The 13,612-nt window shown below is 41.4% G+C and carries 15 protein-coding genes; all 15 read left to right on the forward strand.

The window, feature by feature from the left end:
* Positions 1-3 precede the first annotated feature (3 nt).
* The 15 genes from nusA to IQ283_RS17820 all read left to right on the forward strand — a co-directional run bounded on the left by nusA (position 4) and on the right by IQ283_RS17820 (position 13,484).
* Positions 4-1,113 carry a transcription termination factor NusA gene (gene nusA, locus IQ283_RS17750; RefSeq protein WP_194221428.1) on the forward strand — a complete coding sequence of 370 codons (1,110 nt, stop codon included), beginning with the start codon at positions 4-6 and terminating at the stop codon, positions 1,111-1,113.
* Between the two features lie 24 nt (positions 1,114-1,137).
* Positions 1,138-1,401: an RNase P modulator RnpM gene (gene rnpM / locus IQ283_RS17755; protein WP_276511843.1), complete on the forward strand. Its 264-nt coding sequence runs from the start codon at positions 1,138-1,140 to the stop codon at positions 1,399-1,401.
* Complete coding sequence (locus IQ283_RS17760; protein WP_194221429.1) at positions 1,402-1,707, forward strand: YlxQ family RNA-binding protein; 306 nt, start codon at positions 1,402-1,404, stop codon at positions 1,705-1,707.
* Between the two features lie 15 nt (positions 1,708-1,722).
* Positions 1,723-3,807 (forward strand): translation initiation factor IF-2, encoded by a 2,085-nt coding sequence (gene infB, locus IQ283_RS17765; protein ID WP_194221430.1) that lies wholly within the window; start codon positions 1,723-1,725, stop codon positions 3,805-3,807.
* Complete coding sequence (locus IQ283_RS17770; RefSeq protein ID WP_194221431.1) at positions 3,804-4,079, forward strand: DUF503 domain-containing protein; 276 nt, start codon at positions 3,804-3,806, stop codon at positions 4,077-4,079. Before infB ends, IQ283_RS17770 begins: the two co-directional genes overlap by 4 nt.
* A gap of 20 nt (positions 4,080-4,099) precedes the next feature.
* Positions 4,100-4,450: a 30S ribosome-binding factor RbfA gene (gene rbfA / locus IQ283_RS17775; RefSeq protein WP_098443391.1), complete on the forward strand. Its 351-nt coding sequence runs from the start codon at positions 4,100-4,102 to the stop codon at positions 4,448-4,450.
* A gap of 65 nt (positions 4,451-4,515) precedes the next feature.
* On the forward strand, positions 4,516-5,412 hold the full coding sequence (gene truB, locus IQ283_RS17780; RefSeq protein ID WP_194221432.1) for a tRNA pseudouridine(55) synthase TruB: 897 nt from the start codon (positions 4,516-4,518) through the stop codon (positions 5,410-5,412).
* 18 nt (positions 5,413-5,430) lie between these two features.
* Entirely contained in the window at positions 5,431-6,363 is a 933-nt protein-coding gene (gene ribF / locus IQ283_RS17785; protein WP_194221433.1) for a bifunctional riboflavin kinase/FAD synthetase, read from the forward strand.
* A gap of 131 nt (positions 6,364-6,494) precedes the next feature.
* Positions 6,495-6,764, forward strand: a complete 270-nt coding sequence (gene rpsO, locus IQ283_RS17790) for a 30S ribosomal protein S15 (protein WP_048309782.1) — start codon at positions 6,495-6,497, stop codon at positions 6,762-6,764.
* Positions 6,765-6,903: 139 nt separating this feature from the next.
* Entirely contained in the window at positions 6,904-9,021 is a 2,118-nt protein-coding gene (locus tag IQ283_RS17795; RefSeq protein ID WP_194221434.1) for a polyribonucleotide nucleotidyltransferase, read from the forward strand.
* Between the two features lie 194 nt (positions 9,022-9,215).
* The gene (locus tag IQ283_RS17800) at positions 9,216-10,172 is read left to right on the forward strand and encodes a polysaccharide deacetylase family protein (RefSeq protein ID WP_194221435.1); all 957 of its coding nucleotides are present in this window, start codon (positions 9,216-9,218) and stop codon (positions 10,170-10,172) included.
* Positions 10,173-10,255: 83 nt separating this feature from the next.
* Positions 10,256-11,497: a M16 family metallopeptidase gene (locus tag IQ283_RS17805; RefSeq protein ID WP_194221436.1), complete on the forward strand. Its 1,242-nt coding sequence runs from the start codon at positions 10,256-10,258 to the stop codon at positions 11,495-11,497.
* 146 nt (positions 11,498-11,643) lie between these two features.
* The gene (locus IQ283_RS17810) at positions 11,644-11,886 is read left to right on the forward strand and encodes a YlmC/YmxH family sporulation protein (protein ID WP_194221437.1); all 243 of its coding nucleotides are present in this window, start codon (positions 11,644-11,646) and stop codon (positions 11,884-11,886) included.
* A 105-nt stretch (positions 11,887-11,991) separates the two neighbouring features.
* Positions 11,992-12,894 (forward strand): dipicolinic acid synthetase subunit A, encoded by a 903-nt coding sequence (gene dpaA, locus IQ283_RS17815; RefSeq protein WP_194221438.1) that lies wholly within the window; start codon positions 11,992-11,994, stop codon positions 12,892-12,894.
* The gene (locus IQ283_RS17820) at positions 12,891-13,484 is read left to right on the forward strand and encodes a dipicolinate synthase subunit B (RefSeq protein ID WP_194221439.1); all 594 of its coding nucleotides are present in this window, start codon (positions 12,891-12,893) and stop codon (positions 13,482-13,484) included. Before dpaA ends, IQ283_RS17820 begins: the two co-directional genes overlap by 4 nt.
* Positions 13,485-13,612 lie beyond the last annotated feature (128 nt).

Consider the following 13,612-nt stretch of genomic DNA (forward strand, 5'->3'; position numbering starts at 1 on the left):
AAAATGAAGAGTAGTGAGTTATTAGATGCGCTAAATATTCTTGAAAAAGAAAAGGGCATCAGCAAGGATATTATCGTTGAGGCGATTGAAGCAGCGCTTATCTCAGCATATAAGCGAAACTTCCATCAGGCGCAAAACGTTAGAGTTGACTTTAATCAGGATACAGGTTCGATCCGAGTATTCGCTCGAAAAGATGTCGTAGAAGAAGTGGAAGATGCTCGTCTTGAGATCTCACTTGAAGATGCGAAAGACATTGATCGACAATATGAATTAGAAGATATCGTAGAAATTGAAGTAACGCCTCGTAATTTCGGTCGTATCGCAGCTCAAACAGCGAAGCAAGTTGTTACTCAGCGTGTCCGTGAAGCAGAACGTGGGATCATATTTAGCGAATTTATTGAACGCGAAGACGATATCATGACAGGAATTGTTCAGCGTCAGGATCATCGTTTTATTTATGTTGACCTCGGTCGTATCGAAGCACTTCTCCCTGCAGGTGAACAAATGCCGAACGAAACGTATCATTCCCATGATCGTATCAAGGTATATGTGACAAAAGTTGAAAAAACAACCAAAGGGCCACAGGTGATGGTTTCGAGAACTCATCCTGGTCTTCTTAAGCGTTTATTTGAACTTGAAGTACCTGAAATATTCGATGGAACGGTTGAAGTTAAGTCCATTTCACGAGAAGCCGGGGATCGTTCAAAGATTGCGGTTCACGCAGAAGATCCTGAAGTTGATCCGGTTGGCTCATGTGTAGGACAGCGTGGTCAGCGTGTACAAGCGATTGTCAATGAGCTTAAAGGTGAGAAAATTGACATCGTAAGCTGGTCTGAAGACATAGTTGCATACGTAGCAAATGCACTAAGTCCTTCAAAAGTACTTAAAGTAAATGTAGACGAAGAAAATAAAATGACTCAGGTTATCGTACCTGACTATCAGCTTTCACTTGCAATCGGGAAGCGTGGTCAAAACGCACGCCTTGCTGCGAAGCTGACTGGATGGAAAATCGATATTAAGAGTCAATCTGAAGCGGAAGAGCTTGGCATCTATAGTGCTGATGAAGCTCCTCTATTCGAAGAGAATGACGCGGAAGATTCTGAGCTAGATTAAGCAAGATCAGGAGAGGTGTCCATCGTGCAAAAACGTAAAATTCCGATGCGGAAATGTGTCGCCTGTCAAGAAATGAAGCCTAAAAAAGAGCTCGTTCGAATCGTTCGTTCGCCTGAAGGGGTTATATCGATCGACCAAACGGGTAAAAAGAATGGACGGGGCGCATACCTTTGTAACAAAGAAGAGTGTTTCGTACTTGCTAAGAAGCGAAATTCTTTAGCGGCTCATCTAAAAGCAGAAGTGACGGAAGATATTTATGCTGACCTCGCAGAATCGCGGTCAAATTAAATGAAGAATAAGAATTGGGAGTCACTGTTAGGACTCGCTCAGCGCGCTGGCAAAGTCGTGTCTGGAGAAGAACTTGTGGTGAAGGAAATTCAGCGCAAGAGCGCAAGACTCGTATTAGTTGCGAGCGACGCATCTGATAACACAAGAAAGAAAATAACGGATAAAGCAACTACTTATAAAGTCCCAGTATGTTTTGTAACAGGGCGCTATGAGCTTGGTCATGCAATTGGCAAAGTTCAACGAGTCACGATAGCCGTTACTGATGCAGGGTTTGCGAAGAAGCTACACGCAATGCTCGATCAATAACTCGGGGGTGATCGTATGAGTAAGATGCGAATTCATGAATATGCAAAAGAACATAATACTACTAGTAAGGATGTTATCGAAAAGTTAAAAAGCATGAATATTACGGTAAACAATCATATGTCTGTGATTGATGATCAGGCCATTGATAAGCTTAATAACGATTCGAAACAATCCAAAAAGGGAAGCGACAAAAACAGTATGGAAAATAAAAACAATCGAAACAACCCAAAAGCAAATGCAAATCAAAAGAATAGCAAAAGCGCACCAAATAACCGTCGCGGTGGACGTCGTCCAAACCGCCGTGGAAAAGGACAGCCACCTAAAAACACGGCTGCTCCAAGAAGATTGCCTTCTAAAGTAACTTTCATTGGTTCATTAACAGTTGGACAGCTTGCTGAAAAGCTAGGTAAAGATGCTTCTGAACTGATCAAGAAGTTAATGGGTCTTGGTGTTATGGCAACCATTAATCAGGAACTAGATAAAGATACAATGGAACTTATCTGTGATGATTATGGCGTAAAAGTGGAAGAAGAAGAGCTATTTGAAGTAACGGATCTTGATAATTACACAAGTGAAGATGAGGACGGAAAGCTTGTTGAACGTCCTGCAGTCGTTACAATCATGGGGCACGTTGACCATGGTAAAACAACGCTACTAGACGGAATCCGTGATACAAAAGTAACGCAGGGTGAAGCTGGTGGTATTACGCAGCACATCGGTGCTTACCAGATCGAAGAAAATAACAAAAAAATTACGTTCCTTGATACTCCTGGACACGCTGCATTTACAACAATGCGTGCACGTGGTGCAAAAGTAACGGATATCACGGTTCTAGTTGTTGCAGCAGACGATGGCGTTATGCCACAAACGGTTGAAGCTATTAACCATGCGAAGGCAGCGGAAGTGCCAATTATCGTTGCTGTTAATAAGATGGATAAAGAAGGAGCAAATCCTGATCGCGTGATGCAGGAACTAACAGAGTATGAACTTGTTTCTGAAGCATGGGGTGGCGATACGATTTTCGTTAACCTTTCTGCCATTAAGCGTGAAGGAATTGATAATCTTCTCGAAACGATTCTATTGATCTCAGAAGTAGAAGAGTTTAAAGCAAACCCTAATAAGCTTGCTACAGGTACAGTAATTGAAGCACAGCTAGATAAAGGACGCGGCCCAGTCGCAACACTTCTTGTTCAAGAAGGAACGCTTAAAGTCGGTGACCCAGTTGTAGTTGGTAACACATTTGGTCGTGTTCGTGCTATGGTCAACGATCTTGGTAAGCGTGTTGAAACAGCCGCACCTTCTACTCCTGTAGAAGTGACTGGTTTAAGTGACGTACCAAATGCTGGAGATCGCTTTGTAGCATTTGAAGACGAGAAGACAGCACGTCAAGTTGGTGAAGCACGTAATCAGCAGCAAATTGAAGCTCAGCGTAAAGAATCTTCTAAAATGAATTTGGATGATTTATTTGAAAAGATTCAGCAGGGCGATGTGAAAGATATCAACATTATCGTGAAAGCTGACGTACAAGGATCTGTTGAAGCACTTGCTGGCTCACTTCAGAAGATTGAAGTAGAAGGTGTTAAGATCAACATTATTCACACAGCTGTTGGTGCGATCACAGAGTCAGATATTATCCTTGCATCTGCTTCTAATGCGATCATTATCGGATTTAACGTACGTCCAGATTCAAATGCGAAGAAAGTAGCTGATTCTGAGCAAGTAGAAATTCGCTTGCATCGCGTGATCTATACCGCGATTGAAGAGATTGAATCTGCAATGAAAGGAATGCTTGATCCAGTTTATGAAGAAAAAGTGATTGGTCAAGCTGAAGTACGTGAAACGTTTAAAGTTTCTAAAGTAGGTACAATTGCAGGATCTTACGTAACAGAAGGTAAAATCACTCGTAATTCTGGCGTTCGTGTCATCCGTGACGGAATTGTCGTATTCGAAGGTGAAGTGGATACATTGAAACGCTTCAAAGACGATGCGAAAGAAGTGGCAAAAGGGTACGAATGTGGTATTACGCTTGCAAAATTCAATGACGTTAAAGAAGGCGACATCATTGAAGCGTATATTATGGTTGAAGTAAAGCCTAAGTGATTGGGTATATAGAATGTGAATGCATCATTTATGATGCGCAATCCTTGAAGGAAAAAAGATCTGTGCTTCAGTCGGTTATTAGCCGTCTGAAGCATTATAATCTCTCTGTTTCTGAGCTTGACAGCCAGGATTTATGGCAACATACCGTTATTGGTATTGTTACAACGGCTTCAAGCAAAACGGCATGCGAGCGTGAGCTCCAGCGTGCCGTCTCATTGATTGATTCACGTCCTGATATCGAACTCACTCGAGCAACTTATGAGTGGCTTTAGGAAAGAAACGAGGTGTAACGATGAGTAATGTTCGCGCAAATCGTGTTGGTGAACAGATGAAGAAAGAACTTGGTGATATAATCAGCAGGAAGATTAAAGACCCGCGCGTAGGTTTCGTTACAGTAACAGCTGTTGAAGTTACGAATGATCTACAGCAAGCAACGGTATTTATTACTGTCCTTGGTGATGAAGAGAAGAAAGAAGCTACCCTGAATGGTCTTGCGAAAGCAACTGGATTTATTCGTTCTGAAATAGGGAAACGCATTCGTCTTCGCAAAACACCGGAAATCTATTTTGAATTTGATGAATCGATCGATTATGGTAACAAAATTGAACGACTTCTTGCAGATTTAAATCAAGCGGATGAGTAGAAACGAAGGGATAGGCAGGAATGTCTATCCTTTCTCTATGTCATCACATTGAAAGGAGGAAAACAATGAACGGCATATTACCACTAAAGAAACCAGCCGGAATGACGTCTCATGATTGTGTAGCAGTTACTAGAAAGCTATTAATGACAAAAAAAGTTGGTCATACAGGAACTTTGGATCCAGATGTAACAGGCGTTTTACCACTATGTATCGGCAGAGCAACTAAAGTGGCCCAGTATATGACGGATTTTTCTAAAACGTATGAAGCAGTGATTACACTAGGGTTTTCAACGACGACTGAAGATGCATCTGGAGAGAAAGTGGAAGAAAAGAAAGTAGACAAACTGCCTTCAACTAACGATATAGAAGAAGCACTTGCTGCGTTTCGAGGTGAGATCGAGCAAGTTCCCCCAATGTATTCTGCTGTCAAAATTAACGGCAAACGACTTTATGAGTATGCTTTTAAAGGAGAAGTGGTGGATCGTCCATCTAGAAAGGTAACGATTCATGACCTAGAGTTAATTGGAGAGGTAACGCTTGAAGAAGGAGCGGTCTCTATCCCTGTGCGTGCCACGTGCAGTAAGGGGACATATATTCGAACACTTGCGGTTGATATTGGAGAAAAGCTAGGTTTTCCAGCTCACATGTCGTCTCTGATTCGGACAGCGTCCGGCCCATTTAAACTAGAAGAATGTTTGACATTTGATGAGATAAAACAGATGATAGAAGAGGAAACGCTATCTCTTTTTCCTATGGAATACGCTCTTTCTGCTATGCCATCCTTTACTGTTGATTCTGCGCTAGAAGAGAAGCTCCAAAATGGCGCTGTGCTTCCTCAGTTGGAAGAGATGACAGAGAATAGACTTGTTATGTACAATAGGGACGGAGAAGCAATTGCAATCTATCAAAAACATCCTGAGAAGCCGGGCTTAATGAAGCCTGAAAAAGTGTTTTCGAGATGAAGTTAGAAGGTGAAACCGTTGAAAACAATTTATTTATCGCATCCTCATCAGTTAAAATCTGAACATCCTGCCGTCATGGCGCTTGGATATTTTGATGGCATTCATCGCGGCCATCAGAAAGTGATTTCGACTGCGAAAGAAATCGCTGAGGATAAAGGCGTAGAGTCAGCAGTTATGACGTTTTATCCCCATCCATCAGTCGTTTTGGGGAAGTCTACACCTCAAACAGAAGCCATTACACCACTTGATGATAAAATTGAGCTTATTGAGCAGCTTGGAATTGACGTTCTTTATGTCGTGAAATTTGATACAACGATTGCAGGATTAACACCTCAGCAATTTGTTGATGATTATATTATTGCCTTATCAGTTGTTCACGTTGTAGCAGGGTTTGATTTTACATATGGAAGTAAAGGAAGAGGGACGATGGACTCCCTTCCATTTCATGCCCGTAACCAGTTTAGTCAAACGGTGATTGATAAAGTATCTCAACATGACGAGAAAGTAAGCTCTACTTTAATTCGCTCATATATTCGTGAAGGGGCTGTCCAGAACGTGAAAGCCGTTCTAGGTCGGAACTACACGGTGAAGGGCACTGTTGTTCAAGGAGATCAGCGCGGCCGCACAATTGGCTTCCCAACGGCCAACATCGATCTTAAAGACGAGTATCTCGTACCAGCTACAGGTGTTTATGCAGTGCGCATGAAAACGGAAGGTAGCTGGATGAGTGGTGTATGCAATGTTGGATACAAACCAACCTTCTATGATGAAAAACCTGATCAGCCGTCACTGGAAGTTCACATATTTGATTACAGTGGCAATTTGTATGGATCGTCTGTAGAGGTTGAATTCCATCAAAAGATTCGTGGAGAGGTTAAATTCTCTTCTGTTGATGACTTAATTGCCCAAATAGGTCAGGATGCGAAAGATGCAAGAGAAATACTGAAATAGATTTCCCTTGCATTTTAGAACAAAAACCTGTAATCTAATATCTGTACGACAAGTACACAACCTATACTGGGCTATCGAGTCACCGACGTTTGCGCGGTATCAGGGGATTAGAAATTAAGGAGGTGAAACGGATGGCAATCACACAAGAACGTAAGCAAGAGCTTATCACTAAGTTCAAAACTCACGAGAATGATACTGGTTCTCCAGAGGTTCAAATCGCTGTCCTTACTGAGGAAATCAACAATTTGAACGATCATCTACGTTTCCACAAGAAAGACCACCACTCTCGTCGCGGTCTTCTTAAGATGGTTGGTAAACGCCGTAATCTTTTAACGTATCTTCGTAACAAAGACGTTACTCGTTACCGCGAACTTATCAAAGAACTTGGTCTACGTCGATAATGATTCAGAAAAGCGGGATGTTTTCCCGCTTTTTTATTAGGTTAAAAATACATAGATTTCTTCCTTTCTTTTTAGAAGCAAAAAGGTTAGGGTATAATAAAAGAAATGATTTTATTGGATGAGAGGAGTTCTCACATTAATGGCACAAGATAAGCAAGTGTTTTCAATCGATTGGGCTGGTCGCGAGTTGTCAGTTGAAATTGGTCAACTGGCTAAACAGGCGAGCGGTGCAGCATTGATCCGTTACGGCGATACAGCCGTACTAGCAACGGTTACAGGCTCTAAAGAGCCGAAAGACCTTCCGTTTTTCCCACTAACGGTTAATTATGAAGAACGATTATATGCAGTAGGTAAAATTCCTGGAGGATTCATCAAGCGTGAAGGACGTCCGAGTGAAAAAGCGATTCTTGCGAGTCGTTTAATTGATCGCCCGATCCGTCCATTATTCCCTGATGGTTTCCGTAATGAAGTTCAAGTTGTCAGCACAGTGATGAGCGTTGATCAAAACTGCTCTTCTGAGATGGCAGCAATGTTCGGTTCATCTCTAGCGCTTGGTATTAGTGACCTTCCATTTGATGGTCCAATTGCTGGCGTTATCGTTGGACGCGTTGATGGGGAGTTTATTGCAAACCCTAACGTTGAGCAGCTTGAACAGAGTGATATTCACCTAACAGTTGCAGGTACTAAAGATGCAATTAACATGGTTGAAGCTGGAGCTGAAGAAGTTCCTGAAGAAATCATGCTTGAGGGTATTCTTTTTGGTCACCAAGAAATTAAACGCCTGATTTCATTCCAGGAAGAGATCATTGAAGCTACTGGAAAAGAAAAGCGCGAAGTTGTTCTTAAGACTGCAGATGAAACGCTTGAAGCAGCTCTTAGTGAACAGTACTTATCTGACATTAAAGAAGCTGTAAAAGTGATTGAAAAGCATGCTAGGCAGGAAGCAATTGATGCTGTAATGACGCGTGCAACTGAAGCATATGAAGAAAACGAAGAGTATAGTGCCGATGAAGTGAAATCAATTCTAAATAGCTTCGTTAAGCAAGAAGTTCGTCGTTTAATTCTAAAAGATAAAGTAAGACCTGATGGTCGTGGCGTTGATGAGATTCGTCCACTTGATTCTGAAGTAGGAATTCTACCAAGAACACACGGATCTGGATTGTTTACTCGTGGACAAACCCAGGCACTTAGCATTTGTACTCTTGGTGCACTAGGAGATGTTCAGATTCTCGATGGTCTTGGTACAGAAGAATCTAAGCGATTCATGCATCACTATAACTTCCCGAAATACAGCGTCGGCGAAACTGGACCAATGCGTGGACCTGGTCGTCGTGAGATTGGTCACGGTGCCCTTGGTGAGCGTGCACTTGAGAAGGTTATTCCAACTGAGAAGGATTTCCCGTATACGATTCGTCTTGTATCTGAAGTTCTTGAATCAAATGGCTCTACTTCACAAGCAAGTATTTGTGCTAGTACGCTAGCGATGATGGATGCAGGTGTGCCGATCAAAGCACCAGTTGCAGGTATTGCAATGGGACTTGTAAGTGATGGCGAGGATGTAACAGTTCTTACAGATATTCAAGGCATGGAAGATGCTCTTGGTGACATGGACTTTAAAGTTGCTGGAACAAAGCAAGGTGTAACAGCTCTTCAAATGGATATTAAAATTTCTGGAATTAACGAAGACATCCTTCGTCAGGCTCTTGAGCAGGCGAAAAACGGTCGTCTCGCCATTCTTGAAAACATGATGAGTGCGATCAACGAACCTCGTACTGAGCTTTCTGCATACGCACCTAAGATTCTCACAATGTCAATTAAACCAGATAAAATCCGCGACGTTATTGGACCAAGCGGTAAAATCATCAATAAGATCATTGAAGAAACTGGCGTAAAAATTGATATTGAGCAGGATGGTTCGGTCTTTATTTCTTCTACTGAGCAAGAAATGAACGCAAAAGCGAAGAAAATGATCGAAGATCTTGTTAGAGAAGTGGAAGTAGGCACAACTTATCTTGGTAAAGTGAAACGAGTTGAGAAATTTGGAGCATTCGTTGAGCTATTTGCTGGGAAAGAAGGTCTGGTTCACATTTCTGAACTAGCTGAAGAGCGTACAAACAAAGTAGAAGACGTTGTTTCAATCGGTGATGAAATCATGGTTAAAGTGAAAGAAATCGATAAGCAAGGACGCGTTAACCTTTCTCGTAAAGAGATTTTGAAAGAACAGCGTGAACGTGAAGAACAAAGTCAAAAGAGCTAATGAATTCGGCTGAGGCCGAATTCATTTTTTTTTGCTGATTTTTGTTAGCTTATTCTGTTTCCTTTCATTTTGATAAATGTGACCGGCGTTGATTTCATCTAATGCAAACCTTTGTTTTTTGGTAACGAATTGTTTCACGTAAGTTCTAGAGCTTGCCCATCAAACATACCTTTTTTACAAAAGGGGGCAGATGAATGAAGAAATCCTGGATCCAATTTATTGTGTTTATCATGATCTTAGGCGTAGCAGCAGGTTCACTTCAGAACCCCTACACATCAATGTATTTAAGTGATTTGAAAGAACAAGCTACCTTGAACGTGAATGGAAGTCCACTATATGACGAGATTGCTGATGCGAAGGAAAGCATGGATATACCTCCAATTAATGCTGTAATTGATCGTGTTTGGAAAGGAATCCCAGGCTATAATGGTCTGATAATTGATGCAGAAGCTTCCTATGAAAAAATGAAGGGGAAGGCGTTTGATGAGAATCTACTCGTAAAAAAAGAAGTGAAGCCTGATGTTCAGTTGGATGATCTTGAGCCTACTGCAGTCTATAAGGGTAATCCTAAGAAGCCGATGGTCGCCTTTATGATAAACGTCGCTTGGGGAGAGGAATATTTACCTGATATGTTGCAACAGCTTAAGAAACATAGCGTTCATGCTACTTTTTTTCTTGATGGCTCATGGGCGAAGAAAAACCCTGATATCGTTCGTATGCTTGATGAAGAAGGACATGAAATCGGAAATCACGCCTATTCTCATCCTGATTTGAAACAGCTAAGCGACGCTGCTATCCGTAAAGAGCTTGAAGATACAAATCAAGTTATTGAAGCAACAATAGATAAACAACCTGTCGTTTTCGCACCACCAAGCGGAAGCTACGCGAATAACGCCGTTCAAATTGCTGATCAGCTTGGGATGCAAACAGTGCTCTGGTCTGTTGATACTGTGGACTGGAAAAAACCTGCACCACAAGTACTGACAGAGAGGGTGCTCCAAAATGTACACGCGGGTGCTCTTATACTCATGCATCCAACAGAACCGACAGAACAAAGTCTTGAAGCGTTAATTCGCGGCGTAGAAAAGAGAGGTTACCAGCTTGGGACAGTTTCACAAGTGTTAGATTCTAAAAGACTTGAGAAAAGATGATAAAATTGTTTCCTTTCTTCATTAATGATATAGTGTTTTTGGAGTATGACGAAACATAATGGCTCGATACAGGAGGAACAGGTTTGATAAATAAAGTAACTTGTAAAAATGGTGTCAGAGTAGTACTAGAAAATATTCCAACAGTCCGTTCAGTTGCTATCGGAATTTGGATTGGAACTGGTTCTCGTTTTGAACCGAAAGAATTAAATGGCGTTTCACATTTCCTTGAACATATGTTTTTTAAAGGAACTGATAAGCGCAGTGCAAAAGATATTGCGGAATCTTTTGATAGCATTGGCGGTCAAGTTAATGCGTTTACATCAAAAGAGTACACGTGTTACTATGCAAAAGTTCTTGATGAGCACGCAGATTATGCTCTTGATGTATTAACTGATATGTTTTTCCATTCAACATTTGAAGCTGGAGAGCTTGCGAAAGAAAAAAATGTTGTACACGAAGAAATCAAAATGTATGAAGATACGCCAGATGATATTGTACATGACATGCTGAGTCAGGCAAGTTATGGTGATCATGAGCTTGCGATGCCGATCCTTGGAACAGAAGAGACGTTAAAAGGATTCTCAGGTGACACGCTTCGTGATTACATGCAAACTCATTACACACCGGATAATATTGTGGTGTCGATTGCTGGAAATATTGATGAATCGTTCATGCATAAAGTAGAGAGTGCATTTGAACACTGGGAAACTCCTGCTGGAAAACCTGAAGTACTCGCTCCGAAATTCCATTCAGGACAAATCGCTCGTCAGAAGGAAACGGAGCAAGCCCATTTATGCCTTGGGTACGCTGGACTTCCGTTTGGGACAGATGATATTTATAGTCTCATTGTGATGAACAATGTGCTTGGTGGAAGCATGAGTAGTCGTCTTTTCCAGGATGTTCGTGAAGATCAAGGGCTTGCTTACTCAGTCTTTTCTTATCATTCTGCTTATCAGGATAGCGGGTTATTAACGATCTATGCAGGTACCGCTCAGAATCAGCTGGATCGCTTATATGAGACTATCCAGAAGACATTAACGGAATTTAAGCGTGATGGCATTACAACGAAAGAGTTGAAGAATTGCAAAGAGCAGCTAAAAGGTAACTTGATGCTCAGTCTTGAAAGTACAAACAGCCGTATGAGCCGAAATGGTAAGAATGAGTTGCTATTAAACCAACATCGTTCACTCGATGACATTATTACGAATATTGAGAGCGTTAATCATGAGAATGTAAACGGTATGATCCATTCGATGTTTACTGATGAATTTTCATGTTCGCTTATTAGTCCAAACGGTCAATTACCAGGTGGTATGAAATCCTAAGGACGCTAACCCGTCGAATTATAAGGCGGGTTTTTTCATGTCTTCCTTTAATAAACTACTCATAGACTATGGTATATAACGTGAACGTATGATTAGATAGTGATTTTCGATAGGACTTTCATCAATTTGTTTAAAGGGGGCATACGATGAGATTAAGTCAGCTTAGCGGTAAGGAGCTTATCGATATAGAAAAAGGGCGGAAGCTTGGTGTGCTTGGGCAAACTGATCTATTGTTTGATGAGAAAACAGGGTTATTAAAAGAATTGATCATTCCGAAATCGTCGTGGATGGGGTTAAAACGCAAAGAACAAGAAATTACGATTCCATGGGAGCACATAGAAACGATTGGAAGAGATATGATCATTTTGCAAAATCATCAAAAGGGTTAAAACTGGTACACTTCTTGATTCACCAAGCGGGCATACACCACATAGAATGTTGAGAAATTACAATAATCCCCGTAGTAAGACGTGGAAAAGGAAAGGGGAGGAACGATGCTAACGAATCAACATATCGCTGTTATTGGCGGTGATGCCCGCCAGCTTGAAATTATTCGAAAGTTAACCGAATTGAATGCCGATTTATATTTAATCGGATTCGATCAGCTTGATCATGGCTTTACAGGTGCAACGAAATGCACATTGGATGAAGTGAAGCTAACGACCCTTGATGCAATTGTCCTTCCAGTCAGTGGAACAACGATCGAAGGAGAAGTTGAAACGATCTTCTCAAATGAAAAAGTAGTGTTAACAGCAGATCAACTTAAACAAACGCCAGCCCATTGTACGGTATATAGCGGAATCAGTAACAGCTGTCTAAATGAGATGGTGGCTGAAGCATCTAGAACGTTAGTTCGCTTATTCGAACGAGATGATGTGGCCATTTATAATTCTATTCCGACTGTTGAAGGTACTGTTATGATGGTTATTCAGCATACGGATATTACCATTCATCAATCAAATATTGCGGTTCTAGGTCTCGGTCGAGTGGGGATGTCAGTTGCCAGAACATTTAATGCCTTAGGGGCAAATGTTAGTGTTGGGGCTAGAAAACCAGAGCATATTGCGAGAATTGCGGAGATGGGATTAAAACCGTTTCATTTATCTGATCTCGTGAACCAGGTATCCCATTTAGATGTATGTATTAATACAATTCCAGCACAAATCGTCACATCACAAGTTATTGCTAAAATGCCGTCTCATACGCTCGTGATTGACCTTGCTTCTAAGCCCGGAGGTACTGATTTTCGATACGCAGAAAAAAGAGGAATTAAAGCTCTTCTTGCGCCAGGCCTGCCTGGTATTGTGGCTCCAAAAACGGCCGGAAAAATCATCGCTAATGTTCTGACACAGCTGTTAATTGAGCGGTCTCAGAATGGAAAGGAGAACTCTCCATGAGTTTGAAAGGTATGCACATTGGTTTTGGGTTAACTGGTTCCCACTGTACGTATGATGCGGTCGTTCCACAAATAGAAGAACTTGTTCAACTAGGTGCTAAGGTGACGCCATTTGTTTCCCATACGGTCATGAATACGAATACTCGGTTTGGCGATGGAGAAAATTGGATCGCCCGTATTGAGGAAATAACAGGTAATGAAGCAGTTAATTCGATTGTAAAGGCTGAGCCATTTGGTCCCAAAACACCACTTGATTGTATGGTTATCGCTCCAATAACAGGGAATTCTATTAGTAAATTTGCGAATGCGATGACAGAGTCTCCTGTATTGATGGGGGCAAAAGCAACTTTGCGTAATGAAAAACCAGTTGTGTTAGGCATTTCTACTAACGATGGGCTAGGATTAAATGGTACAAATATCTTAAGATTAATGTCGACGAAAAATATTTATTTCATTCCATTTGGTCAGGATGATCCAGTAAAAAAACCAAATTCACTCGTTGCACGGATGCCATCATTAAGGGAAACAGTTGAAAAAGCACTGCTTGGCAGACAGCTTCAGCCGGTTTTAATCGAAAGGTATTTGGATTAGCCAATTGATTTATCTTTCTTTAAGATAGGTTTATGATAGAATAGAGAATAAAATCACCAGGAATGGGGAGAAACCTCGGTTTCTCCTTCTGTTGTGATGGATTTTGAATGGAATATGGGAGGAGAATA

Origin of the sequence: Pseudalkalibacillus hwajinpoensis (assembly GCF_015234585.1) — a bacterium.
Lineage (GTDB): Bacteria > Bacillota > Bacilli > Bacillales > Guptibacillaceae > Guptibacillus > Guptibacillus hwajinpoensis_B.